General features: G+C 66.9%; 26 protein-coding genes. 18 read left to right on the plus strand and 8 right to left on the minus strand.

All coding sequences use genetic code 11. The features are described 5' to 3' along the window. The first annotated feature begins 78 nt into the window (after positions 1-78). From HW532_RS17495 to HW532_RS17560, 14 genes are all read left to right on the plus strand, one after another. Positions 79-828 carry a tetratricopeptide repeat protein gene (locus HW532_RS17495; RefSeq protein ID WP_213161694.1) on the plus strand — a complete coding sequence of 250 codons (750 nt, stop codon included), beginning with the start codon at positions 79-81 and terminating at the stop codon, positions 826-828. 130 nt (positions 829-958) lie between these two features. After that, positions 959-1,264 carry a hypothetical protein gene (locus tag HW532_RS17500; RefSeq protein ID WP_213161695.1) on the plus strand — a complete coding sequence of 102 codons (306 nt, stop codon included), beginning with the start codon at positions 959-961 and terminating at the stop codon, positions 1,262-1,264. 5 nt (positions 1,265-1,269) lie between these two features. Beyond that, a complete protein-coding gene (locus tag HW532_RS17505) occupies positions 1,270-1,887 on the plus strand; it encodes a hypothetical protein (protein ID WP_213161696.1) in 618 nt (205 codons plus the stop codon). Next, complete coding sequence (locus tag HW532_RS17510) at positions 1,884-3,173, plus strand: pilus assembly protein N-terminal domain-containing protein (protein WP_213161697.1); 1,290 nt, start codon at positions 1,884-1,886, stop codon at positions 3,171-3,173. Before HW532_RS17505 ends, HW532_RS17510 begins: the two co-directional genes overlap by 4 nt. A 44-nt stretch (positions 3,174-3,217) precedes the next feature. After that, complete coding sequence (locus HW532_RS17515) at positions 3,218-3,862, plus strand: hypothetical protein (protein ID WP_213161698.1); 645 nt, start codon at positions 3,218-3,220, stop codon at positions 3,860-3,862. 22 nt (positions 3,863-3,884) lie between these two features. Further along, positions 3,885-5,957 (plus strand): flagellar biosynthesis protein FlhA, encoded by a 2,073-nt coding sequence (locus HW532_RS17520; protein ID WP_213161699.1) that lies wholly within the window; start codon positions 3,885-3,887, stop codon positions 5,955-5,957. A gap of 146 nt (positions 5,958-6,103) precedes the next feature. Then, entirely contained in the window at positions 6,104-6,484 is a 381-nt protein-coding gene (locus HW532_RS17525; protein ID WP_213161700.1) for a hypothetical protein, read from the plus strand. A gap of 45 nt (positions 6,485-6,529) precedes the next feature. Beyond that, the gene (locus HW532_RS17530) at positions 6,530-6,979 is read left to right on the plus strand and encodes a hypothetical protein (protein ID WP_213161701.1); all 450 of its coding nucleotides are present in this window, start codon (positions 6,530-6,532) and stop codon (positions 6,977-6,979) included. 69 nt (positions 6,980-7,048) lie between these two features. Beyond that, positions 7,049-7,363 carry a hypothetical protein gene (locus tag HW532_RS17535; protein WP_213161702.1) on the plus strand — a complete coding sequence of 105 codons (315 nt, stop codon included), beginning with the start codon at positions 7,049-7,051 and terminating at the stop codon, positions 7,361-7,363. An 85-nt stretch (positions 7,364-7,448) separates the two neighbouring features. Then, a complete protein-coding gene (locus HW532_RS17540) occupies positions 7,449-7,745 on the plus strand; it encodes a hypothetical protein (protein ID WP_213161703.1) in 297 nt (98 codons plus the stop codon). 161 nt (positions 7,746-7,906) lie between these two features. Beyond that, entirely contained in the window at positions 7,907-9,856 is a 1,950-nt protein-coding gene (locus HW532_RS17545) for a hypothetical protein (RefSeq protein ID WP_213161704.1), read from the plus strand. A 646-nt stretch (positions 9,857-10,502) separates the two neighbouring features. Further along, positions 10,503-11,390, plus strand: a complete 888-nt coding sequence (locus HW532_RS17550) for a LysR family transcriptional regulator (RefSeq protein ID WP_246479984.1) — start codon at positions 10,503-10,505, stop codon at positions 11,388-11,390. Positions 11,391-11,426: 36 nt separating this feature from the next. Then, on the plus strand, positions 11,427-11,720 hold the full coding sequence (locus tag HW532_RS17555) for a hypothetical protein (RefSeq protein WP_213161706.1): 294 nt from the start codon (positions 11,427-11,429) through the stop codon (positions 11,718-11,720). Between the two features lie 97 nt (positions 11,721-11,817). Then, on the plus strand, positions 11,818-13,476 hold the full coding sequence (locus HW532_RS17560) for a hypothetical protein (protein WP_213161707.1): 1,659 nt from the start codon (positions 11,818-11,820) through the stop codon (positions 13,474-13,476). A gap of 90 nt (positions 13,477-13,566) precedes the next feature. Here the strand turns inward: HW532_RS17560 and HW532_RS17565 are convergent, their stop codons facing one another. From HW532_RS17565 to uvrB, 5 genes are all read right to left on the minus strand, one after another. Beyond that, positions 13,567-14,412 carry a hypothetical protein gene (locus HW532_RS17565; protein WP_213161708.1) on the minus strand — a complete coding sequence of 282 codons (846 nt, stop codon included), beginning with the start codon at positions 14,410-14,412 and terminating at the stop codon, positions 13,567-13,569. Between the two features lie 279 nt (positions 14,413-14,691). Next, positions 14,692-14,949, minus strand: a complete 258-nt coding sequence (locus HW532_RS17570; protein ID WP_213161709.1) for a hypothetical protein — start codon at positions 14,947-14,949, stop codon at positions 14,692-14,694. Positions 14,950-15,133: 184 nt separating this feature from the next. Further along, complete coding sequence (locus HW532_RS17575) at positions 15,134-15,349, minus strand: cold-shock protein (protein ID WP_213161710.1); 216 nt, start codon at positions 15,347-15,349, stop codon at positions 15,134-15,136. A 402-nt stretch (positions 15,350-15,751) separates the two neighbouring features. Continuing rightward, on the minus strand, positions 15,752-15,964 hold the full coding sequence (locus tag HW532_RS17580) for a cold-shock protein (RefSeq protein WP_213161711.1): 213 nt from the start codon (positions 15,962-15,964) through the stop codon (positions 15,752-15,754). Between the two features lie 341 nt (positions 15,965-16,305). Beyond that, the gene (gene uvrB, locus HW532_RS17585) at positions 16,306-18,777 is read right to left on the minus strand and encodes an excinuclease ABC subunit UvrB (protein WP_213161712.1); all 2,472 of its coding nucleotides are present in this window, start codon (positions 18,775-18,777) and stop codon (positions 16,306-16,308) included. A gap of 119 nt (positions 18,778-18,896) precedes the next feature. On the opposite strand from uvrB, the gene HW532_RS17590 reads away from it, so the two are divergent. Both HW532_RS17590 and HW532_RS17595 read left to right on the plus strand, forming a co-directional pair. Next, entirely contained in the window at positions 18,897-20,258 is a 1,362-nt protein-coding gene (locus tag HW532_RS17590) for a tetratricopeptide repeat protein (RefSeq protein WP_213161713.1), read from the plus strand. Continuing rightward, entirely contained in the window at positions 20,255-20,521 is a 267-nt protein-coding gene (locus HW532_RS17595; protein ID WP_213161714.1) for a DUF6489 family protein, read from the plus strand. The genes HW532_RS17590 and HW532_RS17595 overlap by 4 nt, the downstream gene beginning before the upstream one ends. A 23-nt stretch (positions 20,522-20,544) precedes the next feature. Here HW532_RS17595 and HW532_RS17600 read toward each other — a convergent pair whose 3' ends face one another. Together HW532_RS17600 and HW532_RS17605 are read right to left on the minus strand one after the other, a co-directional pair. Continuing rightward, positions 20,545-21,009 carry a hypothetical protein gene (locus HW532_RS17600; protein ID WP_213161715.1) on the minus strand — a complete coding sequence of 155 codons (465 nt, stop codon included), beginning with the start codon at positions 21,007-21,009 and terminating at the stop codon, positions 20,545-20,547. Positions 21,010-21,082: 73 nt separating this feature from the next. Beyond that, entirely contained in the window at positions 21,083-22,012 is a 930-nt protein-coding gene (locus HW532_RS17605) for a LysR family transcriptional regulator (RefSeq protein WP_213161716.1), read from the minus strand. Positions 22,013-22,137: 125 nt separating this feature from the next. On the opposite strand from HW532_RS17605, the gene HW532_RS17610 reads away from it, so the two are divergent. Continuing rightward, on the plus strand, positions 22,138-22,563 hold the full coding sequence (locus HW532_RS17610) for a DoxX family protein (protein WP_213161717.1): 426 nt from the start codon (positions 22,138-22,140) through the stop codon (positions 22,561-22,563). A gap of 129 nt (positions 22,564-22,692) precedes the next feature. After that, the gene (locus HW532_RS17615) at positions 22,693-23,214 is read left to right on the plus strand and encodes a VOC family protein (protein WP_213161718.1); all 522 of its coding nucleotides are present in this window, start codon (positions 22,693-22,695) and stop codon (positions 23,212-23,214) included. Here HW532_RS17615 and HW532_RS17620 read toward each other — a convergent pair. Further along, entirely contained in the window at positions 23,211-24,596 is a 1,386-nt protein-coding gene (locus HW532_RS17620) for a multicopper oxidase family protein (protein WP_213161719.1), read from the minus strand. The genes HW532_RS17615 and HW532_RS17620 overlap by 4 nt on opposite strands. Positions 24,597-24,639: the final 43 nt, after the last annotated feature.

Raw genomic sequence — 24,639 nt, forward strand, 5'->3', positions numbered from 1 at the left:
CCGCCGGACCCCGTCCAAAGCGTGTCCCGGCGCCGTGGGTGGATAAGAATAACCTTTGTTCTACGGGGTGTTATCGTAATGATCAGTCGCATCGGCTCCCTGGGTGCCAGATTGCCCGTTCCGTTCTGCCTGGCACTTCTTGCAGCCTGTGCCGGGCCCAACAGCAACGCCACGAGCGTGCGCTCGCAGATCACCGTCGGCGAGCGGATGCTCGGCAATGGCGATTTCGGCAAGGGCTATGCGCTGCTCGACAAGGTGGAGAGGCACAATCCGCGCTCCAACGAGGCGGCGGTGGAGCTTGCGAACGCCTATTTCCGCCAGAACGCCCTGTTGAAGGCGGAAGCCCAGTATCGCAAGGCGATCGGCCTCGGGGCGTGGTCGCGCGGGCTTGTGGGGATCGCCAGGGTGAACCTTGCGCGCAACAATCCGGAAGCGGCCGAACCCTATCTGCGCAAGGTCCTGGAGCGCGACCCGGGGAATGTCGCGGCGCTCAACGCCATGGGCGTGGCCAGCGACCTGCGGGGCCAGCACGACAAGGCCCGGCAGTACTACGAGACCATCCTGGCCTCGTCCCCGTCCAACAAGGAGGCGCTCAACAACCTGTCGCTCTCGCTAGCGCTCAGCGGGCAGCCGCGCGAGGCCTATCCCTTCATCGCGGAGCTGTCGCGGTCCAATCAGGACGACAGGGTCGTGCGCCAGAACCTCGCGCTTATCCAGTATCTCTCCGGCGACCGCGAGCGCGCCATGCGGACCGCCCGCGTCGACCTGACGGAAGGCCAAGCGCGGCAGAACTTCGCGCAGATCTCCAAGACGGGGATCGGGCTGTGAGCGCGCGCCGGCGATACGGGGGCGGCCCGTCCCCGCCCGGATTATCGGAATTTCCGATTTCGGTATCGGCGCATAACGGCCTCTCCTCTGCGGGCCCATCGGGCGCCGCATCGCAAGGAACGGGACTGCCATGGACATAACAGCGGACACTCTCGCAATGCTTGCCGCGTTCAGCCTGAAGGCGCAGTTCGTGGCCAAGGCGGCCACCTATGCGCGCGCGGGCCGGGCGCTCTATCCCGAAGACCACCGGTTCGTCGAGCTTCTCGGCTATGCGCTGCTGCTCGACGGCAGGTCGGACGAGGCCGCCCCTGTCATCGGCGAGGCGCGCCGGGAGACCCGGAACACCGCCTATCTGAAGGCATGTCTTGCCATGCTGGGCGATAGCCCGGCAGCCGAACGGCAGAATGCGCTCAGAGCCTATCTGCGAATGGAGTGATCGAGATGAGCAGCCAGGTCAACAAGATCGACGCCGACGGCCGGGACGGGGCGGTCTCGCAGGCCCGCGGTCGCGCGTCCGCACCGCAGCGCCCGGCGGAGCAGGCCAAGGTGGCGGAAACCGCACCTGCCGCCGAAGAGGTTTCGACCAGCTACGGGGCGATGCTGCAGGAGGCCTATGACGGCGACACGGCGGAGACCATGGCGGTGGTCGCCAATGCGCGGCGAACCGGCGACACGCAGGGCGGCGAGGCGCCCGATGTCGCTGCGAGGATGCCGCATGAAAAGACCGCGGCAGCCCGGGTCACGCCGGTCGAGCCGGACGCGAAGTCGGAACAGGTCCTGGAAGGCCTGCGCAACCGCAAGAAGGCCGGTCCGGTCACGGCCGGACAGGCCGCCGCGCCGTCGCGCGACAAGGCGCCGTCCGCCAAGCGCATGCACGACCAGCTCATGCTGGCCTCCAGCAAGATGGGCGTGTCGGAGGTGGCCACCCATGTCAGCCTCCGGTCCTTCATCCAGCTCACGCGCATCCTGTCCAAGGGCGGTTGGCTGCGCCAGACCGCCTGCACCGACAAGCTGATGAAGACGCAGATGAACACTATGCGGGAGGCAAGAACGGGATGACGACAGGATCGGTCGGAGCTTGCAGGCGCGCGCTGTATCCGGTGGGCTTGTTCGTGCTCGCCCTCCTCGTGCTGTGCGCCGGGGCGGGGGTGGACGCTGCGCGCGCGGAGCGGCTGGTGGTCGAGGTCGGCAAGGGGCTGCAACTGCGCGGCACGGAGGAGACGGAGAGCCTCTTCGTCGCCGATTCCGATATCGCCGATCTCAGCGCCTCGCCGGGCGAGGCGCAGTTCGTCTACGGCAAGAAGGCGGGCGAGACCACCGTGATCGGCGTCGATGTCGCGGGCAAGACCCTGTTCCGCTACGACGTGATCGTGATCCACAATCTCGACGAGATGCGGCGCATGCTGTCCCAGCGGTTTCAGGGCGCGCGCATCTCCATCCAGTCGGCCCGCGGCAGCATCTATGCACGCGGCATCGTGCCCGACGAGCGTACCTACGACGCGGTGATCGAGAGCCTGAGGAGCAATATCCCCGACAGCGTGCTGATCGAGGAGATCGCGGTTGCGGAAAGCCCGACCATCAAGCTCGACGTGACGTTCATGGAGGTCTCGCGCGAACAGCTGGAGACCTACGGCATCAATTGGTCGGTGCTCGTGAGCTCCAGGGACGGCGATACCTCCGTCAATGTCGGCGCCTGGGTGAAACTCCTGGTCGATAACGGCGTCGGCACGGTGCTGTCGGAGACGACGCTCACGACCGTCAACCGCAGGAAGGCCTCCTTCATGGTCGGCGAGGAGGTCGCCGTGCCGGGCTATGCCGCCGACAACGATCTGGGGCGCATGAATTACGGTGTGGAGTACAAGTTCGTCGGCCTCACGGTCGACTTCACGCCGGAGCTGCTCGCCGGCGGCGAGGTGAGCCTGGAGGTCGCGTCGGAGGTGTCCAGCCTGGGCGACAAGGCCCGGTTCATCAGCGGCAACCGGGTTCCCAATGTCGCCTCGCGCAAGCTGGAGACCAGCGTGGAGCTGTCCAGCGGCCAGAGCTACATCCTCGCCGGCCTGTCGCGGCTCGACACCACCGCCTCAGGCTCCAAGCCGCGCGACCAGTGGGGCGTGGCCGGAGAGGTCGTGCGGTCGCTTCTCGGCCATGACGACATCCGCAGCCGCCAGCGCGACCTGATCGTCGTCGTCACGCCCCATTTCGGGGAGTCGCAGCGGCCGGACGTCGCGGAGGTCGTGGATCTCCAGCAGACCAATCTCGAATACATCCTTTCGGTGGAAGGCCGGAAGAAGCGCGGGCATGCCGTCCCTGTGGACCTGCACGGCTCGCCGGGCTTCCTCTATTGAGCATTGGGACCGGCGGCACGGGCCAGCCGGGGGAGGATCGACGAATGACGATGCCGATTGCGAGACTGATCCTGGCCGGCCTTATCATGGTCGCGGCCCCGGCCAACGCGCGTGTGACGATGGACGGCACCTCGCCCAGCCTGCCGGACGGCAACCAGCCCTACAGCTATTTCAGCCTGGACCAGGACGTCAACGAGGCGCTCCGCTTCTTCGCGCTCAATCTCGGTATCGGCGCGGATATCGCCCCCGGCATCAAGGGCCGCACGGGCGCGAAGACGCCGCGCGGCCTGTCGCGCCGGGACTATCTGAACTACCTCGCCGCGCAGTTCCGCTTCGTATGGTACTTCGACGGCTCGACGCTCCATGCCGCCCCGTCGAGCAGCGTGCGCACGGAGGTCTTCTCGCTGGAGAACAACGACGGCGAACGCATCATGACGGCGCTGTCGCGGCTCGGCCTCTACCAGGCCAAGTTCCGGCACCGCTACGATCTGAAGGGCCGCGTCTTCATGGTGTCCGGCCCGCCGGCCTATGTTTCCGACGTGAAGAAGACCGTGGAGGCCCTGGAGAAGGCGAACCAGGCCGAAATCACCGTGCTGCGCGGCTCGGTGGAGGACCCGGTGCTTCATTCCCTCTCCAGGACGCCGGCCGTCTCCCAATCCGGCTCGGAGTCCGCGCCCGCGCTCGAGTAGCCGCCATTTCCGGATGAAAACGATGACTCTCTCCAGACTGACCGCTATCGCGGCGCAGCAGAAGGACATCTTTCTGGTTGCCGTCTTCGGGCTGGTCCTGCTGATGGTGATCCTGCCGCTGCCGACCATGGCCATGGACGTGATGATCACGCTGAATATCAGCGCCTCGATCATCATCATCCTGATGTCGCTGCAGATGCACAATCCCGTGCAGTTCTCCACCTTTCCACCGATCCTTCTGGTGACAACGCTGTTCCGGCTGGCGATCTCGATCTCCACGACGCGGCTGATCCTCATCGAGGGCGATGCCGGGCGCATCGTGGAGACCTTCGGCCAGGTCGCCGTCGGCGGCAATCTGGTGGTCGGATTGGTGATCTTCCTCATCATCACCGTGGTGCAGTTCCTGGTCATCACCAAGGGCGCGGACCGGGTCGCGGAGGTCGGCGCGCGCTTCACGCTCGACGGCATGCCGGGCAAGCAGATGAGCGTGGACGCGGATGTGCGCGCGGGCAATATGGACCAGGTCGACGCCCGGGCTGCGCGGCAGGGGCTGGAGCGGGAGGCCAAGCTCTTCGGCGCCATGGACGGCGCGATGAAGTTCGTCAAGGGCGACGCCATCGCCGGCCTCGTCATCACCGCGATCAACCTTCTGGGCGGTGTCGCCATCGGCATGTTCCAGAGGGGGCTGGGGTTCGGCGAGGCGCTCAACCTCTATGCGCTGCTGACCGTCGGCGACGGGCTGGTGGCGCAGATCCCGGCGCTCCTGATCTCGGTGGCCGCGGGCAACATGGTCACCCGTGTCTCCAGCCCCAAGGGCATGGATCTCGGGACCGAGATCACCCAGCAGATCGCCGCCAACCACCGCACGATCATCACCGCCGGCGTGGTCATCGCCCTGTTCGGCTTCGTGCCGGGCTTTCCCACCGTGATCTTCCTCGCCGTCGGGGCGGCCATGGCCGGCGGTGTCGCCTGGACCATGCGCCGGCAATATCGCGATGTCCTCAAGGCGCACAAGGACTGGCGCCACCGCATGGCGGCGCTTCAGCAGGAGTATGCGGATCTGGAGATGCGCACCGGCATGAAGGAGGCGCTGCGGCTGGTCCTGCCAAGGGAGATCTTCAAGCTCGACGTGATGTCGTTCTGCGTGGCCTTCGACTCGATCCGCGACGACATGATGCAGGAATACGGCCTGCCCGGCAGGCACTGGCGGCTCGAGGTCGACGAGGACAGCGAATACGACTACCGCATCTATATCAATCAGGAGCTCGCCGACAGCGGCCAGTTCCGGATGGACAGCCTGTTCGTCAAGGTCAATGCCAGCTATCTCGACGCGCTCGGTATTCCCCATATTGCGGGCTTCGGACACCGGCAGGGCGCGCTGGTCTCCGCGGAATACGAGGACAGGCTGGCGGAGGAGAACATCGCGTTCTGGCCCGCCATGGAGCAGCTCCTCATGCATGTGAAGCGGGTGGTGGTCGAACGGCTCGACATTCTGGCGAGCTTCCAGAACACCGCCGTGATCCTCGGCGAGGTGCAGGCCAGCAATCCCGCGCTCGTCGGCGATCTGCGCGAGGCCGCCTCGAACAACCAGATCGCGGGCGTGCTGCGCCACCTGCTGGGCGAGCGGATTCCGGTGACGAGCCGGGTGCGCATCCTGGAGGCCATCCTGAAATGGTCGCAGCGCAGGCCCGATCCCGCCTATCTCGTGCAGAAGGTGCGCATCGAGATCGCCGATTTCATCACGAAGCGCTTCGCCGACAACGGGTTCCTGCCGGTCATCGTGGTCTCGCCGACGATCGAGTCCTTCATGCGCGAAGGCGTCCGGAACACCGAGGAAGGCAACTATCTCGTGCTCGAACCCTCAGTGTCCGCGCATATCGTCAGACAGGCGCGCCAGATCTGCGGAGAGGATTTCCGCCGCGGGCGCGATCCCGTCCTGATCATGCAGCAGGATGTCCGCTATGCGATGCACAACGTCCTCCACGAGCACGGCATCTACCTGCCGGTCCTGGCCTATCAGGAGGTCACGCCGGAAACGGTGATCTATCCGGTCGGCTTCCTCACCGCCGACCCGGCGGAGGGCGCTCAGGCCTGAGCGGACACGGACACCAGCCGGCATTATCGGAAAAGCCGAAGAGACCATTTCGCCGGTCTCCGGCAGTCTTCAGGAGCACTAGGGGGGAGGCGTCCTCCGGCTCCTCCTCCCTCGTGCGGCTAACCACTAGCAAACGAGGTATTGTCATGACCATCAATGCGCTTAGCGGCCTGTCCGGTTCCATTCAGGGGGCCGGCGTCCCGGGTGCCGCCGGCGGTGCCGGCGCTGTGGACGACAAGGAGTTCCTTGCCCAGCTCCTCAAGCAGCTGCTCAACGCCAGCAACGAGAAGGACGACCTGTCGGGTCTGCTCGACAAGCTCGCCTCGCAGTCGGCGGACGATGCCAAGGGCTCGAGTGCCTGCAGCGGAGCGGGTGCGGCCAATGCCGGCAACGGTGCCGGCGCCAATGGCGGCTCCAATGGCGGCGGCTGCGACAGCGGTTGCGGTTCGAACGGGGCTCAGGCTGCCCAGACCGCCGGCGTCGCCGCCGGTCCCCAGGGGCTTGGCGGTTCGCTTCGGTTTCAGTGATCGCGAAATCGTTTCGCAAGACACATTGAACAGGAGACTTCCACAATGTTCGGCACGTTCATGGCCATCAACATGATCAGCGGCCTCCTCGGCCAGCTCACCAACTCCCTGACCGGCCTTATCGGCCAGATGGTCGGCGGGAACAACTCCGCGCACCAGTTCCAGGGCGGTTACGGCAGGGACTATCAGAGCGGCTCGTTCAGTGAGCGTCTGAAGAACCTGGAGGACCGGTTCAACCAGGAGTTCAACGCCTACCAGAACGGCGGCCGCTGCGGCGGCGACCGTACCCCGTCGACCGGGGGCTGCGGCGGATCGGGGCGCTATGACTGCGACCAGAAGCCCTCCGGCCGTCCCGACCGTCCCGGCGGCTGCGGCGGCTACGATCCGTTCGGCAACGGCAACCGTCCGCCGTCGTGGAGCGCTTTCGACCCGTCCTGGGCCGGGTGCGGCAATCAGGGCGTGATGCAGATCTGCTGCACGCTCTATCCCCGGTAAGCGTCATTCGTAACATCTGTCGATCGATGGGGGCGTTTGCCCTCTCAAACTGACACAAGGAGAATTGTCATGGGTTTTCTCGGAATCCTGGGGTCTGCACTGGGCGGTCTGTTCAGCGGCGGAAGCTCCAACGCCCTGATGGGCCAGTACTCTGCCGTTGCCGAGCAGTCTCGCCAGCAGGAGGCAAGGCAGGCGATTGAGACCATGCAGCAGTCGATGCAGAACAGCGCCATGCAGCACGAGATGCAGCAGATCTCGGCGCAGGTGAAGAACGACCAGGCGCTGTCGAACAACGTGCAGCAGCTGGCGACGGACATGCAGAGCAATGCGCAGTCCAACATGAAGAGCTCGCTGCAGAAGCTCAGCCAGAGCGCCGCAGCCTGATCCCGCAACGAGATGGCCGTGCCGCCGGGCGTTCTGTCCGGTGGCACGGTTATCCCATATCGGCGCCTTAGCAAGGAGCAGGACCATGTTCGGTGCGATTCCCATGATTGCCGCCGGCGCATCGGCGTTCGAGGCGACGGGCGGGGCCCATCAGGAGGCGATCCAGAAGCTCGTTCAGCAGGTGATGGCGCAGACGCGCGCCAATGCGGCAGACACGGCGCAGACCAACCATTCCCTGACCAAGGAGATCGTCAACGAACGAATCCGGTCGATCGCCTTGTCGGCGGACCGCACGATCGCCAATGCGCAGTCGGAACGCCTTCTGGACAAGCTCGCAAGCAAGTTCAGCCTGATTTCCTCCATGCAGCGCAGCATCGGCTGAGCGCTGGCCTCCCGGTTTGGCGCCGACAGCGGGCGCAGAGGCCTTTCCCGCGCCGGTTCGGCGCGGGCGTTCCGGGTCCGGACCGATAAGACAACCATATTATCAATTTTATTAAATATCCCGAGTCTGGTCGTCAGTATTCATCTGATGAGGAAAAGACCATGTCGCCGAAGCCGATTGCAGAGTCGCCCAACCGGGCGATCGCCGGTGGCCAGGATACCCCACAAGAGCGGCCAGCCGTGCCGCGCGGCCACAACAGCGGCGCGGCATCGCCCGATGCCGCCGGACAGCAGCCTGGCCCGAGCGGGGCCACACCGATGCCGGCAGGCCCGTCCCGGGCACCCCTCGCCAGCTTCGACAGCGATGGCGACGATTGGGACGTGCCCACGGTCTACAGCGTCCCGGCGTGGTTGAGAGACCATCAGCCCGGCATCCTGGAGGGGATGCAGGATACTTTGCAACGCCAGCATCTCGTCAACGACCATCGGCGCGGCAGGGTCTACGAGGCATTCGGGCCGCTCAGGACCGGCGCGCTGGATGGCGTTTTTCAGGGGGACGGGGCGCCGCTCAGCGATCTGGCGGGAGACTATCAAAAGCTGAAGGGGGAGGTGTCCAGGCTCGACAAGCATTTCCGCGAGTTCATCGCCATGCGCAGGCAGGAGACGAACGAACCGGTCAAGTCGGCCCTCTTGCAATTCTTCAGGCCGGGGCGCGACACGACGGTATCGCGTGTGGCCAAGGAGAGCCACAAGGTTCTGACAGCCGTGGCGACGATGTCTGTCGCGCAGGCCGCCACCGCCGCCATCCTCTCGCGCGTCATCGACACATTGCCGCAAAGTGTCGAGGCCGAGCTCAGGTCGGCATTGTCCGGCGAGGGCGGCGATGCTTGCCCGGAGAGCGACGGTCTGGCCAAGGCGATCGCGGCAGCGCCAGTCGACACGCTTGACAGGCTGGACCAGGCGGTCAACCGGCAGATGGCGGAGGAGATGCTGGCCAGCGAGCATCTGAGCGCGGAGCATCGGGCGTTCTTCCAGGCGGTCTGCGATACGCTGGACAGCTACGCGAATCCCCCGAGCACCTTTCTCAACGAGGTGACCGCCCAGCCATGGCAGGTCTATCTCACCCAGGCCGGGGCGACGGTAGCCAAGGAAGCGACGGCAGCCGCGAAGTCGGTAGCCGAGGAGGCGACGGCAGCCGCGGAGGCGGCGGTGGCCAAGGAGGCGACGGGGGAGGACACCGGCGCGGCTGAGGCGAAAGTGACCTGGGCGGCTGCGGTGAAATCGGCCTGCGCGGATATCTTGTCCAACCCGAACAATGTGGCGCTGGCCGTAGGCACGGTCTTTCACCTGATGTCCAGAGGTGTCGTGCAGGGCGAATGGGCGACAGCGGGCAAGGAATTCGCCCTCAACGCCGCCTTCACGATCATCGGGGACAAGGTCAATACCGCCATCAAGAATTCTATTCAGAAGTGTGTGAAGGGCCAGCCCAATTCGGAGGTGGCCGGGAAGATCGGCACAGCGTCCGCCTTGGCGGTCACGGGTTTCGTCCTCAAGACATTGAAGATGCTCGCCGCCCTGGGGCTGAACGGAAAGTCGATCGACGCTCTCGGTGGAGTGTTGCCGGCACTCGCGCGCAACGCCGGTGTGACGGCCCTGCCGATGGTTCTGAACACCGCAGCCAGTATGGTGCTCGAAAAGTGGTACGAGCACAGCGCGGACGGCGCCAAGGATCGCGCCTTCACCAATCAGGTGCCCCAGGTGCTGAAGGCGGTCCACAATCTGGCGGGCAAACTCTCCGGGCTCGATGGGGCGCATGCCAAGGAGGCCCTCGGAATTCTTGAGGTTTGCAAGGAGGGAGTGGAACGCGGGCAGGAGTTTCCATACGTGCCGGGAGGGGGGGGCAGGGTCAAGGACCTGTCCAGAGATTTCCGGTCGATGATGGACATTTGGGCCAACGAGTTCGCTCGGAATGAACCGGCCGCCGGGGATCGTGCCCCGCTTATGGAAGAGAGCGAGGCGGGCGAGCGCCGTGCGCCGCTCGCCGGCTTGGAAGAAGGCCCCGGACGGGATCGCTGGGAACCTCTCGACGAACCCGGTCCCAGCACGCGTTGACGCCATTCTCCTCCGGCGGTTGCCAGGCCGCCGGAGGCGATGCGCCGTTCGAATGCGGCGCCGATGCGCCTTGCCGTCGCATCCCGTCACCGCCGACTGGATGCGAACCTCGCCGGTGACGGTTGCCTCCGGTCCGCATACGGCTTGCGGCCTGCGCCCCCGGCGGCCTCCGGAAAAACAGGTCTCCCGTCCCGCTCCCTCAACTTGAGATTGTCCCGGCCGTTCCGTGCCTCATCCCGTGCCGAAGTGCCGGCACGGCCGGATATCCGTCATGTCAATTCGGCCCCGTCCGGGCGTAACCGGGCGGGGCCGTTGCGGTTTCAGCCTGCCGGCGGGCAGGCGCGATGGAGAAATGCGGTCAATCGGTCGCAGCAAATGGGGCATGCCGGCCATAAATCGTCTGAAAACCGCCTAAAAGAAAATACAATTTTCGATTGTATTTAGATTGATTGTGATTTTCGCGTGTTGGGCACGCAAGCGGATAGCGGTTCTTCAATGGGCGCCGCGTGGATGTCGCACGGGGGGCTGGAGCACCTGTTTCCGCATCGATTTCCAAAACACCTGGCCGCGATGGTGCGGCGTGGTGCGTTCCAGTGCTGGCAACTCACAAGGGTTCGCAGTGATGAAGAACATAAGTATCAGGAAGATGTGGGTTTTTATCTGTGCGGTCGAGGCCGGAAACTTCACGGAAGGCGCCCGTCGGGCCAATATTTCACAGCCTGCGGCCGTCAGTATTATCGGGGAAATCGAGGACACGGTGGGCGAGCCGCTGTTCGAGCGCTCCGGCAAGACCCGCCGGGCCAGGCTGACGCCGCGCGGCGACGAGGTGTATGAGACCTTCGTGCGCACGCTCGCCGTCTATGAGCGTGCCCTGGATACAATCTGTGCGGGAAAGCAGAAGCGCCGGGCGCAGAAGATCCTGATCCAGAGCCCCTATGTCGCCTCGGTCTCGGCGCTGTGGCTGCGCAAGATGACGGACCGGCAGGCCGACACGCCGCTCTCCATCCGGTCGGCGGGATGGCGCGAGATTGTCTCCGCCATCGAGAGCCGGGATGAGTGCATGGCGCTGATCGACGGCGATGTTCGCCCCAAAAACAGCGAATATATCGCGATCGGCAATGTGGAGACGGTGTTCGTCATTCCCGAGACCAGCAGCTACTTCAATGCCGATCTCGACGAGATGCCGTGGGAGGACGTTCCGGCGGACACGCTCGTCTATTCCGATATCTGCCCGTCGGCGCTGGAACGCACTTACAGGACGCTGAGGCGGGCGCAGAACTGCTCGAACGCCTTCATCGAGGTGAACTGCGCGAGCATCCTGAAGAATTTCTGCCAGAAGACGGGCCTGCCGGCCATCGGCCCGAGGAACCTCGTCGATTTCTTCGGCGACGGGTTGCGCGTGCGCAGTGTGCCTTTCGCCTATTCCAAGCCGTTCGTCCCGGTCGGCCTGTCCGTGCCGCATGGCAACCAGATGCGCACCAAGGTTGCGGGCCGGAATATCGAGAATGTCTTCGAAAACCACTTCTATGTGTGACGGGCGGGCAAAGCCCGCTCCGTCCGGGAGGCGAGCATGAGCACGACGGACAGCGCGACAGGCGGGATCGACAACGAATTCGGGACGTTCCCGCGCTATCTGAACCTTGCCCCGGATGTCTTCGGCTTTTCATACGAGGAGGCCCTGAGGCTCGTCAGCCGGTTCAGCAACAATGCCGACCTGATCCATGCCCTGGAGACCCTCATGCAGGCGGTCGCCGGATCCGACCTTCCCGAGGAACAAAGGGAGGAGCTGGTGCAACTGATCACGGAGGAGACGGAGGTCATGTCCTACGCCGTCGTGTCGCGGAGTTGCGTGGTGCCGATCTGACCGGCCCGCCGTCATCGCATTTTCCGATTCCGTTATTGGCCGGCGCGCGCCTATCGGCTGGAGCCTGGATCACCGAACCAGCCGAGAAGCGAGAGCCATGCCGAAATCGGTCGCGGGAATTCCCTTGCAGCCCCTGACGTCCCCCGAAGGTGCGCCGACGCCCGCGCCGGAGACGTCGCCCGCGCGGCCGGCGAGCGCTCCCCCGTCCAGGCCGGCCCGTCCGGCGGCCTTGGAGCGGGCGGCGAGCCTCGACCCGTGGCAAGGACGGGGCGGGGCGGACAGCCTCGCCGAGCTCTCCGGCAAAACCGGCCTGTCGGAGGAGATCGCGAATGACTTTCTCCGCAAGGCCGGGCTCGAGGTCGCGCTGCGCGACGGCGCGCTCGTCAGGACCCGCCATGACGATCCGGGCGAGGCGGAGGCCCAGCGCCCGCCCTCGCCGGAGGATCTGGGCCGGATCGGCAAGGCGCTGATGCTGGCGCCTGAGACGCCGGCCAAGATCGCCGTGGCGAGCGTGCTCGTGCCGGCGGTCAATGCCAGGCTTCTGGAGGCGGTGGAGGCCGATGTCCCGCGCGACGGCGTCATGGACTCGCTGAAGGGGATGGCCCGGAGCTACTGCCATGTGCTCGGCGGGCGCGATCTCGCCATCGACGATACCATCGCCACCGTCAATACCTATCTCTTCGACCGGATCGGCGGGGACCGGGCGCTGCGCGGCTCCAACATCGCCGCGACGGCGCTGACCACGCTCATGATGCTCATGCCGACGGTCGGCAAGAACCTGCCGGTCATCGCGGAGGCGGTGCGCGAGGGGCGTTATCGCGATGCTGTCGTGCCGGCACTGTCGGTCTGCGCCATCGCGGCCATGACGCTCAACCCCGCCATGGCCGCCTTCGGCTATGACAAGGGGTCGGCCATCGCCGCGGCGACGGGCAATGCGCTGATGATGACCAATCTGGCGGAAATCCTGCAGGAGGGCGGCGACTGGACCGACCTCGCGCGCGAGGAGGTTTCCCCGGACGCGCGTCCCTTCACGAGCCTTGCGCGCTCGCACGGGCTGATCGACCAGGGGGTGCATCTCGCGCTCGACTTCCTGCACGAATTCGCCGCCCAGACGGGGTTCTTCACGCTCAATGTGATGAACGCCGCAGGCTCCGGCGAGGCCAAGCGCAACCCGGCGATCTTCCCGCTGCTCGCTGCGCTGCTGCTGCCAGCCGCCGTCGAGACGGGGCGCGGCGAGCAACCGTTTGCGGAGTTCGGAACCGGGCGCTCCGCGCTTGCCGACGCTATCGTGGCGGACCGTGGCGCCACGGGTATTCGCGGGCAGGCCGCGCGGCAGTTCCTGCAGCAGAGGATCGCCGCGACCTACGACGGGGAAGACTACGGCGCCCTGGCCCGCCCGCTCCTGGAGCGGACGGGCGCCTCCGATATCGGCCGCCAGTTCGGCGCCAACACGCTCTCCGACGGCGAGGAGCTGTCCTTCCTGAAGGGGCTTACCGACCGGATCAGTCAGGATCCGGTCGTGCGCGCCGGCGCCCGTGACGCTCTCGACCGGATCTACCGGTTCGAGCGCTTCGATCCCGCCGAGGCCGTGGAGGGCGACCGCGCGCTCGGAGAGATCCTGCGCGCCGTCCAGACCGAGCGCGACAGGGACAGGGGCTTCATGCGCAATGAGCGGGGGTTCCACGCCGACCACGTCTACCGCAACGTCATCGCCCATGCGGTCAGATGCGCGGCGTTCGAGGAGTTGTCCCGCTAGGGGCCTTTCGGGAAAGACGGACACCGCATTTCCGGTCCGAAAGCGCGGCACTTCAGGCCGAACAGTCGAATGCCGGCCGGATCGGCACCGTCACACCTTCGGGCCTGGCCTGTCGCCTGCGGTCGTGGGCGTCGGGGTGTCGTCGGAGGAGCTGTCGGAGGCGTCGTGGAAGATTTCGCTCTCGGCCTCGTGAAAGACGTCGAAATGCGTCCAGAGCCTCTCCGGGATGAACGCGCTCTCCTCGTCGCAGAACAGGTAGTCCTCCCGCCCCGCCATGTAGCTCAGCTCCTTGTGGAAGATGGTCTCGCGGCCATTGTCGATCAGGACGGTATCGTCGAACGGATCGCTGACGGCGACCATGATGCATCCGTCGTCGGCCATCCGCTTCAGCCAGGGAAGGTTGATCTCGCCCCAGAAATCGTCGCACTGGTCCGCCCGCTCGGGGGAGACGTTCAGCATATGGAAATTCCCCGGCTCGCAGACATAGTCGAGAACGTCGTCGATCTGCGGGGATTGCAGCCGGTCCAGCAGGTTTCCGGTGTCGAGCTTGAAGCGGCCGAGAAGAACGGTGCCGACCTTCGGGTCCGCGCAGAGCCTGGCGGTAACGGAGTCCGGGCGGGACACGGATCTCGCCACGAAGGGCTTGAGCCTTTCGTTGGTGGGATCGTGGGAGACATATCGCGCGAGCCTGGGATGGCCTGGCGCCCCGTCGGCACCAGCCGTCCCGCCGATCTCCGACCTGGTGAGGAGGAAATGCTCCCGTCCGTAGGACGGCCGCCTCGTCACGGTCGGCCGGTCCGGCGAGGTCATGACATGCCTGAAGGGTTTGACGATGGTCTTCGTCACGTCGTTGGTGATGTCGGCCAGCGTCGGGCGGTCCGGCTTGCTGTCCGTGACGGCGGTTCCGGGCGCGCCGTCTGTGGAGGCCTTCCGCATGCCGGTCCGGGGCGCACAGGGCGCCGGCGACCGATATGCGGTGGAGCCGGAGGGAGGGGTGATCGGATCGGGCATGGTGTCTGCCTTCCATGAAAGGGGAACGGCGCGGGCCGCGGTCCCGCCCCCCTGCAGAGGAAGCGCTTGCGCCCGGCCATCGCGTTGATGCCGGGGGTATACATATGAACTTCGCCGATTATGTCGGTATCGGTTTTTCGATTGTCGCTGCGAGGCGCTCGCGGGCGTCCGGGCACGGACCAGATGCCGGGTCGGCGAGGCGGACTATCTGCCGGAGCCCGTCCAGGGCGAGCGGGGAGGCGGGGTGGAGAGCGCGGCCAGGGTGTGCGGCGGCAGGAGATGGCGCTGTGGCGCGCGCACCACGGGGCAGCTGTCGCCGACGACGGTCCAGGAGGTGTTGTTGATCACCATGTCGCAGCGCGAGAGCTTGCCGCGGATGCAGGCGAGCTCGCCGATGCGGTAGTTCTCGCCGTTGAACCGGCAGGTGCACTCCGGGCCGGCCGAGGCCGGTTCGCCGGCCACCGCAAGGAGGCCCGCGATGAGAAGACCCGGACCGAAGAGGCGTGTCCCGCTGGCTATCCCATTCCCTGGTTCCTCATGCAACGGGCATGAGTATACCACGTCCGTCCCGCCTTGCGGGAACGGTTGATCTGCCTGTCGGGTCCGCCGGCGCGGCGGCAAGCGGCGGTAGAGTGGGCGGGGCGGCCTATTCCGACGCGGACACGTCGGTAGCCTGCGGGCCGCGGCCGCGCTTGTCGGGCTGCGTCTCGAAACTGACCCTCTGACCCTCCTGAAGGGTTGTCAGGCCCGAGCCCTCGAGTGCGGTGACATGCACGAAGATGTCCTTGCCGCCCTCGTCCGGCGTGATGAAGCCGAAGCCGCGCTCTGCATTGAAGAACTTCACGGTGCCATTCTGGCGCATTGGGAAAGCTCCATTCCCCTCAAACAACAACAATCACCCGGCCGGCACGGCAAGGGCCGCTCCGGCCGGTCTCGTCGGATGGGCGGCGATCTGGGGCGGGAAAGGCTGTTGCGCCGGGACGGCGGACCCCGCGCGTCTCGGCAGTCTTCTCCGGGCCCGAAGAGGCATGCCCGTAACGATAGGGAAAGTTTGAGCGATCCGGGACGCGGCTGCAAGAGGATTCGCCGCACCAATGCGCGGTCCATAACGGCAAGATGGCGATTTGCCCGAACGGAAAACGCCGCCGGGCAAGCTGCCCGACGGCGTCCTGAAACAGCCCCCCGCATGTCGACGCGGGGGAAGATTTCATCGAGGCGCAAGCGCCGAACCGGACAGCGCTGGGCGCTATCCGGAGGTCATGCGTTACGCAAGCTCGATATTCACGGCCTGGGGGCCACGGCCACGGCGGTCTTCCTCCACCATGAAAGTGACCTTGGTGCCGTCGTCGAGCGCGGGCAGGCCCGAACGCTCCAGGGCAGTGATGTGGACGAAGATGTCCTTGCCGCCCTCGTCCGGCGTGATGAAGCCGAAACCGCGCTGGGTATTGAAGAACTTTACGGTGCCAGTCTGGCGCATTGGGGGAATTCCTTTCCCGGGACAAAAAACGTCAGTCTCAACCAAAATCCGTAGCCGCGACGTCCGGCTCCGGCCTCTCAGATTTTCGGGAAGGTATTCCGTATTCCTGGACGGGTAACGGGCATTCTTAACCTGAAATTCTGAGGGCAGACCCCACCACGGGGTCCGCCAGTGCGCACGACTTTGCGGCCTTTTCGGCAAGAATGCAAGAGGATTGACGCGGGGCCCCGTTGTTTCGAAATCGCCTGGAATGCCGGGTTTTCGGCGGCGGGGGCGGGGTTGGGCTCTGCCGGAGAGGGCCGTGCCGGTCGTTCGGCCGGGCGATACGGCCCGTCCGCCGCTCACCGTTTCGGTGTCGACTTGCGCCGCCCGCCGGGCTTCGTGGTCTTCGCCAGCGTCGGCTTCTCCGGCGCCTGCCAGCCCTTGGTCTTGTGCGGCGTCTCGCGGTCGTGACCCAGCCCGATATCGTCGAGATCGGGCAGTGCCTTGCCCGACGGCAGGACGGGGCGGCCCTTCTCGTCGCGCGGCAGGGCGGCCGACTGGGTGCCGTATTCGCGGGTCTCCTTGTAGGAGGGCTCGGCCTTGCCTTTCTGCTTGGCCGCCTTGCCTCTCGGTGCCGGCGCGCCGGAGGGGCGCGGCCCCGAATGGCGCCCGGCGCGCTCCTCCACCTCCGACTGGCGCAGCGCCGGATCGGCGGAGACGGCGAGCTCGGTCTCGCGCAGCCGCTTGATCTCGTCGCGCAGCCGCGCGGCCTCCTCGAATTCGAGATTGGCGGCGGCGTCCTTCATGCGCTTTTCCATGTCCTCCACCACGGCCTGGAGATTGTGGCCATAGGTGGCACCGGCCTCCGCCAGCCCCGAATCCACGGTGACATGGTCGCGCTCGTAGACGGAGTCGAGGATGTCGGCAATCCGGGCGCGTACGCTTTCCGGCGTGATGCCGTGCTCGGCATTGTAGGCCATCTGCTTCTCGCGGCGGCGCGTGGTCTCGTCGATGGCGCGCTGCAGCGAGCCGGTCATCGTGTCGGCATAGAGGATGACCCGCCCGTCCACATTGCGCGCCGCGCGCCCGATGGTCTGGATGAGCGAGGTCTCCGATCTCAGGAAGCCTTCCTTGTCGGCGTCCAGGATGGCGACGAGCCCGCATTCCGGGATGTCGAGGCCCTCGCGCAGCAGGTTGATGCCGACCAGAACGTCGAAGGCGCCGAGCCGCAGGTCGCGGATGATCTCGATGCGCTCCAGCGTGTCGATGTCGGAGTGCATGTAGCGCACGCGGATGCCCTGTTCGTGCATGTATTCCGTCAGGTCCTCCGCCATGCGCTTGGTGAGCACGGTGACCAGCGCGCGCTGGCCCTTGGCGGCGGCCTCGCGGCATTCCGCGATGAGGTCGTCGACCTGGGTGGCGACGGGGCGGATCTCGGTCGGCGGGTCGATGAGGCCCGTCGGGCGGATGACCTGCTCGGCGAACACGCCGCCCGTGCGCTCCATCTCCCACGAGCCGGGCGTGGCGGAGACATAGACCGTCTGCGGCCGCATCGCGTCCCATTCCTCGAACCGCAGGGGCCGGTTGTCGATGGCCGACGGCAGGCGGAATCCGTATTCCGCGAGCGTCGCCTTGCGGTTGAAGTCGCCGCGGAACATGCCGCCGAGCTGGGGAATGGTCACATGGCTCTCGTCGGCGAAGACCAGCGCGTTGTCGGGCAGATACTCGAACAGCGTCGGCGGCGGCTCGCCGGGGCGCCGCCCGGTGAGATAGCGCGAATAGTTCTCGATGCCGGCGCACGAGCCCGTCGCCTGGATCATCTCGATATCGAACATGGTGCGCTGTTCGAGCCGCTGCGCCTCCAGGATGCGGCCCGCCGCGTTGAACTCGTCGAGGCGGACCTTCAGATCCTCCCTGATCTGGCGGATCGCCTGGTCGAGCGTCGGCTTGGGCGTCACGTAATGCGAATTGGCATAGACCTTGATCTGGTCGAGCTGGCCGGTCTTCTGGCCCGTCAGCGGGTCGAACTCGGTGATCGCCTCGACCTCGTCGCCGAACAGGGACACCCGCCAGGCGCGGTCCTCGTAATGGGCCGGAAACAGTTCGATCGTGTCGCCGCGCACCCGGAAGGTGCCGCGCTGGAAGGCCTGGTCGTTGCGCTTGTAGTGGAGCGCCACGAGGTCGGCGAGGAGCTGTCGCTGGGAGATCCGCTCGCCGACGGACACGGCGAAGGTCATGGCCGAGTAGGTCTCCACCGAGCCGATACCGTAGATGCACGACACGCTCGCGACGATGATGACGTCGTCGCGCTCGAGCAACGCGCGCGTGGCGGCGTGGCGCATCCGGTCGATCTGCTCGTTGATGGAGGATTCCTTCTCGATATAGGTGTCGGAGCGCGGAACGTAGGCCTCCGGCTGGTAGTAGTCGTAATAGGAGACGAAATACTCCACCGCGTTCTCCGGGAAGAACGCCTTGAACTCGCCATAGAGCTGGGCGGCGAGTGTCTTGTTGGGGGCGAGGATCAGCGCCGGGCGCTGAGTGCGCGCGATGACCTGGGCCATGGTGAAGGTCTTGCCCGAGCCGGTGACGCCGAGCAGCACCTGGTCGCGCTCATGGGCGTCGGCGCCGGAGACCAGCTCCTCGATGGCCTGGGGCTGGTCGCCGCGCGGCTCGTAGTCGGAGACGAGCTTGAAGCGCACGCCGCCTTCCGACTTCTCCGGCCGCTCCGGACGGTGCGGGGTGAAGTCGTCGGCGGGGCGGAATTCGGGCCTCAGGCCCGGCAGCCCCTCGAGCCCTTTCACGGGCGCTTCTGCGAATCCCTTCTGTGGCATGGCCCCAATATAGGTTGGCGGCCGCGCATGAGGAAGGGGAGGCGGGCGGTTTCCGCAAGCGGGCGTCGCGATGTATGATGCGAGGCGCTTGGGGGGCTCAGCGTTTCAGGATCAGCGTGATGGTGCCCGAACTCGCCGAAGCCCAGCAGAGGATGAAGGATGGCCGGCCGCAGGCGGCGCTGGACGCGCTTGCGCCGCTCATGGCGCGCCAGCCCAGGCATCCCAACGCCAACATGATCGCCGCGCGGGCGCTCCACCGGCTCGGCCGGACCGGCGAGGCGTTTCCGCATCTGCGCGTCTGTGCGCAACTGGTCGACGAGATGCCCAACCCGGTGGCCGCGCGCATTGCCGTCGCCCGGGTTTTCTCGACGATGGGCGCGCCGGAGGAGGCCGAGGCGCTCTTGCGCGATGCGCTCGCCCGCGAGCCCCGCTCGGCGGAGGCGATGGTGCGGCTCGGCGATCTCCTGCGGGGCGCCGGCCGCCATGCGGAGGCGCTCGGCCTCTATCGCGACGCGCTCGGGCTCGTGCCGGACAGCGGGTCGCTGTGGGCCTCCGCCGGCGTCGCCGCCCATGGCGCGGGCGCGCTCGACGAGGCGGTCCCGGCCTATGAGCGCGCCCTCGCGCTCGATCCGGGCGAGACCTATGTCTACTCCAACCTGCTGGCCGCACTGCTGGAACTCGGCCGGCCGGACGACGCGCTTGCCCATGCCGAGCGCTGGGTGACGCAGGCCCCGGGCGACATCGAGGCCATGGCCTTCCATGCGCTCCTTCTGGTGGAGACCGGGCGGATGGACGAGGCCGCCCCGCTCATCGATTTCGACCGGCTCGTACGCACCCACGCCATCGACACCCCGGCCGGCTTCTCCGGCCTCGATGCGTTCAACCGCGCGCTCGAGGCGCATATCCTGGCGCATCCCGCGCTCGCCACGCCGCCGGAGGACCATCCGACCTGGCATCATCCCGCGCTCCGGATCGCCTCCGGCCTCAACAGGGGCGAGAGCGGACCGGTGGCGCTGCTCGAGGACGCGATGCACGAGGCGGTCGAGCGCTATTTCGCCGAGACCGGCGAGGCGGACGGCCACCCCTTCCTGCGCCACCGGCCGGAGGACTACGAGATCCATGCCTGGGCGGCGGTGCTCGACGGGGAGGGCAACCAGCATCCCCATATCCACATGGATGGTTATCTGTCGGGCTGCTACTACGTCACCATTCCCGACGAGATATCGGCGCCGGAGAACGGTGCCGGCGGCGGTGTCGTGCAGGGCGGTTTCGAGGTCGGGCGGCCGCCGCGCGAGCTTCGCATCGGCGCGGATTTCCCGACCCGGACCGTCAAGCCCCATGAAGGGCTCATGGTGTTGTTCCCGGCCTATCTCTACCATGGGACCGTTCCGTTCCGGTCCGGCGGGCGCCGGATCTGCGTCGCCTTCGACGTGATGCCCGCCGGGCGAGGGGAGATGCACGCCAGGGAGGCCGCCTCATGAAGATCACCATCGACATAGACTGCACGCCGGAAGAAGCCCGCGCCTTCATGGGGCTGCCCGATGTGAAGCCCATGCAGGACGCGGTGATGGTCCAGCTCCAGGAACAGCTCCAGCGCCAGATCGAGCGCGCCGACCCCGACGCCCTCATGCAGACCTGGCTCGCCCCCAGCATCGAGGGCTTCGCGAAGTTCCAGAACGCCCTGTGGTCGGCCGCCATGGGCAAGGCCAAGGGCGAGGAGGAGACGGGCACAAGCGACAAGTGACGCCGCCCCGCCCCGCCTCGATGTCAGTTCGGCTGGCAGAAGATGCGGACGATCTTGGACACGGAACGCTGGCCCTTCGTCAGGGTCAATGTGACCGTGGTCGCGCAATCCTTGCATTTGCCGTCGTCCTGCTTCTCGCAGCAGACCACGAAGGTCGCCTTGCCGGGCTGGTTCCGTTCCTTCTCGATCACGGCGGAGGCCAGATAGACGCAATTTCCCGGATTGGTCGTGATGTTGGCGTTCCAGGTCGGGTCGATGGCGTTGTTCACGATCTCGAAGCGGTAGCACTGGTCGGCGGCGGGGCCGACCGGGTCGGAGCTCGCGAGACCGCCCCGCGGCCCGCCGGCGAATGTCGCCTCGCCGTAATTGTAGATCACCTGCCGCAGGCCCGTTTCGTCCTCGAGCGGCGCCAATGCCGGTCCCTCCGCGCCCGGCAGGCTGACGGTCGTGGCACCGGATTTCCCCTTCGCCTTCTGTTGCTTGGGCATCGTTCGATCCTCCCCAGCATGTCGTGAGATCCCGATTGCTATACAAATGTATCACAATCGGGATGGAACCGGCTCAGGAGAGACGGTCCAGCCCCTCCTCCCAGGGCGGCGTGCCGCCGAAGCGGCTGGCGAGGAATTCCACGCAGGCGGCGACCTTCGCCGGCGGACGACGGTCGGAGGGGTGGAGGGCATAGACGGCGAAGCGGTCTGTCGGGGCCCGGTCGAGCGGCACCGTCACGAGCGCGCCGGAGCGCAGGGCGTCGGCGACGATGAAGGTCGGCTGGTAGATCAGCCCCTGCCCGGCGATCGCCGCGGCCATCACCGCATCGCCGTTGCCGGCGCGGAGATTGCCGCCGACATCCGCCGCGATCTCGCCGCCGGGCCCGAAGCTCCAGCGCGCGCCGCCACGCTCGCGCGCCAGCGTGTAGATGAGGCAGTTATGGTTTTTGAGATCGGCGACCGTCTCCGGCGTGCCATGGCGCGCGAGATAGGCGGGCGCCGCGCAGACCACGAGCCGGCAGGAGGCGAGCTTGCGCACGGTGAGGCTGGAATCGGCGAGTTCGCCGACGCGGATCGCGAGGTCCCAGCCTTCCTCGATGAGATCGACCGTGCGGTCGTTGAGCCCGAGATCGACGGCGACATCGGGATATTGCGCCTGAAAGGCGGGCAGGGCGGGCGCGATCTGGCGCACGCCGAAGGAGACCGGCACGTTGAGCCGCAGCGTGCCGCGCGGCGCGAGCCGGTCGGCGGCGGCCAGCGCCTCGGCCTCGTCGATATCGGCGAGGATGCGCTCGCAGGCGGCGAGATAGCGCCGGCCGGCCTCGGTGAGCGTCAGGCGCCGGGTGGACCGGTGCAGCAGCTTCACGCCGAGCCGGTCCTCCAGCGAGGCGACATGCTTGGTCACCATGGTCTGGGACAGGCCGAGCGCACGCCCGGCGGCAGAGAAGCTCCCCTGCGAGACGACACGGACGAAAACCTGCATGCTTGTGACACGGTCGAGCATGGAGCGGGCCTCGTTATTTCAAACCGATGGTGTCAGATATTATTATTATACGACGTATTATCATAGTGAAAGAGTGAGGTCATATTGGCCGGAGCAACATCCGCAACGCTCAAGGGAGTGGCTTCATGATCGACACACGCACGGCGCCCTATGGCGCGCTCATTCTTCGCGTCGTCCTCGGCGCGCTGTTCCTGGCCCATGCGGGCCTCAAGATCTTCGTCTTCACGCCGGCGGGCACGGCGCAGTTCTTCGCCAGCCTCGGCCTGCCCGGCGCGCTCGCCTATCTGACGATCCTGGCGGAGGTCGCCGGCGGCATCGCGCTGATCCTCGGCGTGTGGACGCGGGCCGTATCGCTGGCTCTGGTGCCGGTGTTGCTCGGGTCCATCCTCTTCGTGCACGGCGCGGCCGGGTTCTTCTTCTCCAACGCCAATGGCGGCTGGGAATATCCGGCATTCTGGGCGGTCACGCTCGTCGTGCAGGCGCTGATCGGCGACGGCGCCCTCGCGCTGCGTCCCCTGGGCCGCCCCGCGCTGCAGGCGGAAGGCCGGTAGCCGGGCGGCTGGCGGTTCGATCGGGGCGGCAATGACGCCTCTCGCGGCCTCTCCCATCCTCCCCCGTCGGAAGGGGGAGGCGGACGGGAGGGGCATCACCCTGACCTCGGCATGACAGGAGGCTGACCCATGACAGCGACTTCTCTCGACGACCGGTCCGGCGTCCGGCCCATCGATCCGGGCGTGCGCATCGGCCATGTCCATCTGAAGGTCGCCGATCTGAAGCGCGCGCTCGACTTCTATTGCGGCGTGCTCGGCTTCGAGCTGACCCAGCGCTACGGGACCCAGGCGGCCTTCGTGTCCGCCGGCGGATACCATCACCATATCGGGCTCAATACGTGGGAGAGCGCCGGCGGCCCGCCGCCCCGGCCGGGAACGACCGGCCTCTATCACCTCGCGATCCTCTATCCGACGCGGGCAGCGCTGGCCGACGCGCTGATCCGGCTCCAGAAGGCGGGCATCCCGCTCGACGGCGCGAGCGATCACGGGGTCAGCGAGGCGCTCTATCTGCGCGATCCCGACGGCAATGGCGTGGAGCTCTACAGGGACCGGCCGGCCGAGGAGTGGCCGCGCGACGGCAACGGCGACCTCGCCATGATGACCCGGCGGCTCGATCTCGCCGCCCTGCTTGCGGAGGTCGATTCAGCCTAGGCCTCGACCCTCAGATAGCCGGTCAGCCCGGTCTTCTGGTGCTCGATGACGTGGCAGTGGAAAACCCAGTTACCGGGATTGTCGGCGACGAGGGCGACCTCCATCGTCTCCTGGGACCTGAGAAGGGCGGTGTCGGTGACGAGCGGCGGGATCTTGCGCTTGTCGGAGCGCAGGAGGCGGAACGACATGCCGTGGAGATGGATCGGGTGGTCGTTCTGCGTCTCGTTGCGCAGGCGCAATATGTAGCTGCGGCCCTGTTTCAGCACCGCGAGGGGATCGACCGGGCTCGGCGTGTCGCCCTGCCAGGCGACGCGGTTGATCGACCAGAATGTATAGCCGAGCGAGCCGCAGAAGCTCGGCACGGGCTCGTCGCCCTCCGGCGACCAGCCGAACAGGAAGTCGACCGTCTCGGCATTGGCGAGGTCGGGCTCGGGCACGGGATTGGGCCGGAGCGGCCTGAGCTCGGCGAGATCGCGCCGGGCGCTCGCGCCCACGGGGCGGACGGTCGCCAGCGTGCGCGGGCCCGCCGGCGTCCTGAGCGTCAGGCGCACCGTCTCCTCCTCCCGGTCGGGCACCCGCAGCGCGATGTCGGCGCGCTGGCCGGGCGCAATGACGATGCCCTTCGGCGCGACGGGCCGGGGCAGCGGATTGGAGTCGAGCGCGATCACCTGCGCCAGGCCGCCATCGAGGTCGTAGGTGCCCACACGGGTCACGTCGGTGACGGCGAGCCTGAGGCGCACGAGGCTGCCGGCGGGCAGCTCGTAGACGGGCTCCGTCTGCCAGTTGACGGTCGAGACGGTGCCGAGCGTGCCGCCGCGCGCGGCGTTGCGCGCCTTGAACAGGGCGATGAACTGGCCGTCGCCACCGAGCCGGAAGTCCCGGATATTGAGCGGCAGGTCGCGGTCGAAGCCCGGATCCTCGGCATCCTCGACGACGAGCAGGCCGGTCAGTCCGCGCGCCATCTGGTCGAGCGTGTTGCAATGGGGGTGGTACCAGTAGGTTCCGGCATCGGGCGAATTGAGCGTGTAGCGCACGCGCCCGCCGGGCTCGACCGGCTCCTGGGTCAGATAGGGCACGCCGTCCATGGCGTTGGGCACCCTCAGCCCGTGCCAGTGCACCGTCGTCGCCTCGTCGATGCCGTTGGCCACGTCGATGGCGAAGCTCTCGCCCTGGCGCATGCGGATGACCGGCGGGGGCCCGTCGGGGGCGAAGCTCATCATGCCCTGCGTGACGGTGCCGGGCACGATGGAGTGGTCGAGCGTGGAGACGGGCAGGGTGAGGTCGGCGGCGAAGGCCCGGCTGGCGGCAAGGCCGCTGGCGAGCGAGGCGGCCGCCGTCGCGCCACCGCCGAGCAACAACTCCCGGCGCGATATTCCGAACATGGTCTCCGCCTCCTGCACTTGGGGGGTGCGGCCCCCTGTTACG

It is taken from the genome of Kaustia mangrovi (assembly GCF_015482775.1).
Taxonomy (GTDB): domain Bacteria; phylum Pseudomonadota; class Alphaproteobacteria; order Rhizobiales; family Im1; genus Kaustia; species Kaustia mangrovi.

What these genes read in the sequence shown, in the direction of transcription:
- HW532_RS17495 (WP_213161694.1), top strand. Translation starts at nt 79, where the DNA reads ATGATCAGTCGCATCGGCTCCCTGGGTGCCAGATTGCCCGTTCCGTTC.
- HW532_RS17500 (WP_213161695.1), top strand. Translation starts at nt 959, where the DNA reads ATGGACATAACAGCGGACACTCTCGCAATGCTTGCCGCGTTCAGCCTG.
- HW532_RS17505 (WP_213161696.1), top strand. Translation starts at nt 1,270, where the DNA reads ATGAGCAGCCAGGTCAACAAGATCGACGCCGACGGCCGGGACGGGGCG.
- HW532_RS17510 (WP_213161697.1), top strand. Translation starts at nt 1,884, where the DNA reads ATGACGACAGGATCGGTCGGAGCTTGCAGGCGCGCGCTGTATCCGGTG.
- HW532_RS17515 (WP_213161698.1), top strand. Translation starts at nt 3,218, where the DNA reads ATGACGATGCCGATTGCGAGACTGATCCTGGCCGGCCTTATCATGGTC.
- HW532_RS17520 (WP_213161699.1), top strand. Translation starts at nt 3,885, where the DNA reads ATGACTCTCTCCAGACTGACCGCTATCGCGGCGCAGCAGAAGGACATC.
- HW532_RS17525 (WP_213161700.1), top strand. Translation starts at nt 6,104, where the DNA reads ATGACCATCAATGCGCTTAGCGGCCTGTCCGGTTCCATTCAGGGGGCC.
- HW532_RS17530 (WP_213161701.1), top strand. Translation starts at nt 6,530, where the DNA reads ATGTTCGGCACGTTCATGGCCATCAACATGATCAGCGGCCTCCTCGGC.
- HW532_RS17535 (WP_213161702.1), top strand. Translation starts at nt 7,049, where the DNA reads ATGGGTTTTCTCGGAATCCTGGGGTCTGCACTGGGCGGTCTGTTCAGC.
- HW532_RS17540 (WP_213161703.1), top strand. Translation starts at nt 7,449, where the DNA reads ATGTTCGGTGCGATTCCCATGATTGCCGCCGGCGCATCGGCGTTCGAG.
- HW532_RS17545 (WP_213161704.1), top strand. Translation starts at nt 7,907, where the DNA reads ATGTCGCCGAAGCCGATTGCAGAGTCGCCCAACCGGGCGATCGCCGGT.
- HW532_RS17550 (WP_246479984.1), top strand. Translation starts at nt 10,503, where the DNA reads ATGTGGGTTTTTATCTGTGCGGTCGAGGCCGGAAACTTCACGGAAGGC.
- HW532_RS17555 (WP_213161706.1), top strand. Translation starts at nt 11,427, where the DNA reads ATGAGCACGACGGACAGCGCGACAGGCGGGATCGACAACGAATTCGGG.
- HW532_RS17560 (WP_213161707.1), top strand. Translation starts at nt 11,818, where the DNA reads ATGCCGAAATCGGTCGCGGGAATTCCCTTGCAGCCCCTGACGTCCCCC.
- HW532_RS17565 (WP_213161708.1), bottom strand. Translation starts at nt 14,412, where the DNA reads ATGCGGAAGGCCTCCACAGACGGCGCGCCCGGAACCGCCGTCACGGAC.
- HW532_RS17575 (WP_213161710.1), bottom strand. Translation starts at nt 15,349, where the DNA reads ATGCGCCAGAATGGCACCGTGAAGTTCTTCAATGCAGAGCGCGGCTTC.
- HW532_RS17580 (WP_213161711.1), bottom strand. Translation starts at nt 15,964, where the DNA reads ATGCGCCAGACTGGCACCGTAAAGTTCTTCAATACCCAGCGCGGTTTC.
- uvrB (WP_213161712.1), bottom strand. Translation starts at nt 18,777, where the DNA reads ATGCCACAGAAGGGATTCGCAGAAGCGCCCGTGAAAGGGCTCGAGGGG.
- HW532_RS17590 (WP_213161713.1), top strand. Translation starts at nt 18,897, where the DNA reads ATGGTGCCCGAACTCGCCGAAGCCCAGCAGAGGATGAAGGATGGCCGG.
- HW532_RS17595 (WP_213161714.1), top strand. Translation starts at nt 20,255, where the DNA reads ATGAAGATCACCATCGACATAGACTGCACGCCGGAAGAAGCCCGCGCC.
- HW532_RS17600 (WP_213161715.1), bottom strand. Translation starts at nt 21,009, where the DNA reads ATGCCCAAGCAACAGAAGGCGAAGGGGAAATCCGGTGCCACGACCGTC.
- HW532_RS17605 (WP_213161716.1), bottom strand. Translation starts at nt 22,012, where the DNA reads ATGCTCGACCGTGTCACAAGCATGCAGGTTTTCGTCCGTGTCGTCTCG.
- HW532_RS17610 (WP_213161717.1), top strand. Translation starts at nt 22,138, where the DNA reads ATGATCGACACACGCACGGCGCCCTATGGCGCGCTCATTCTTCGCGTC.
- HW532_RS17615 (WP_213161718.1), top strand. Translation starts at nt 22,693, where the DNA reads ATGACAGCGACTTCTCTCGACGACCGGTCCGGCGTCCGGCCCATCGAT.
- HW532_RS17620 (WP_213161719.1), bottom strand. Translation starts at nt 24,596, where the DNA reads ATGTTCGGAATATCGCGCCGGGAGTTGTTGCTCGGCGGTGGCGCGACG.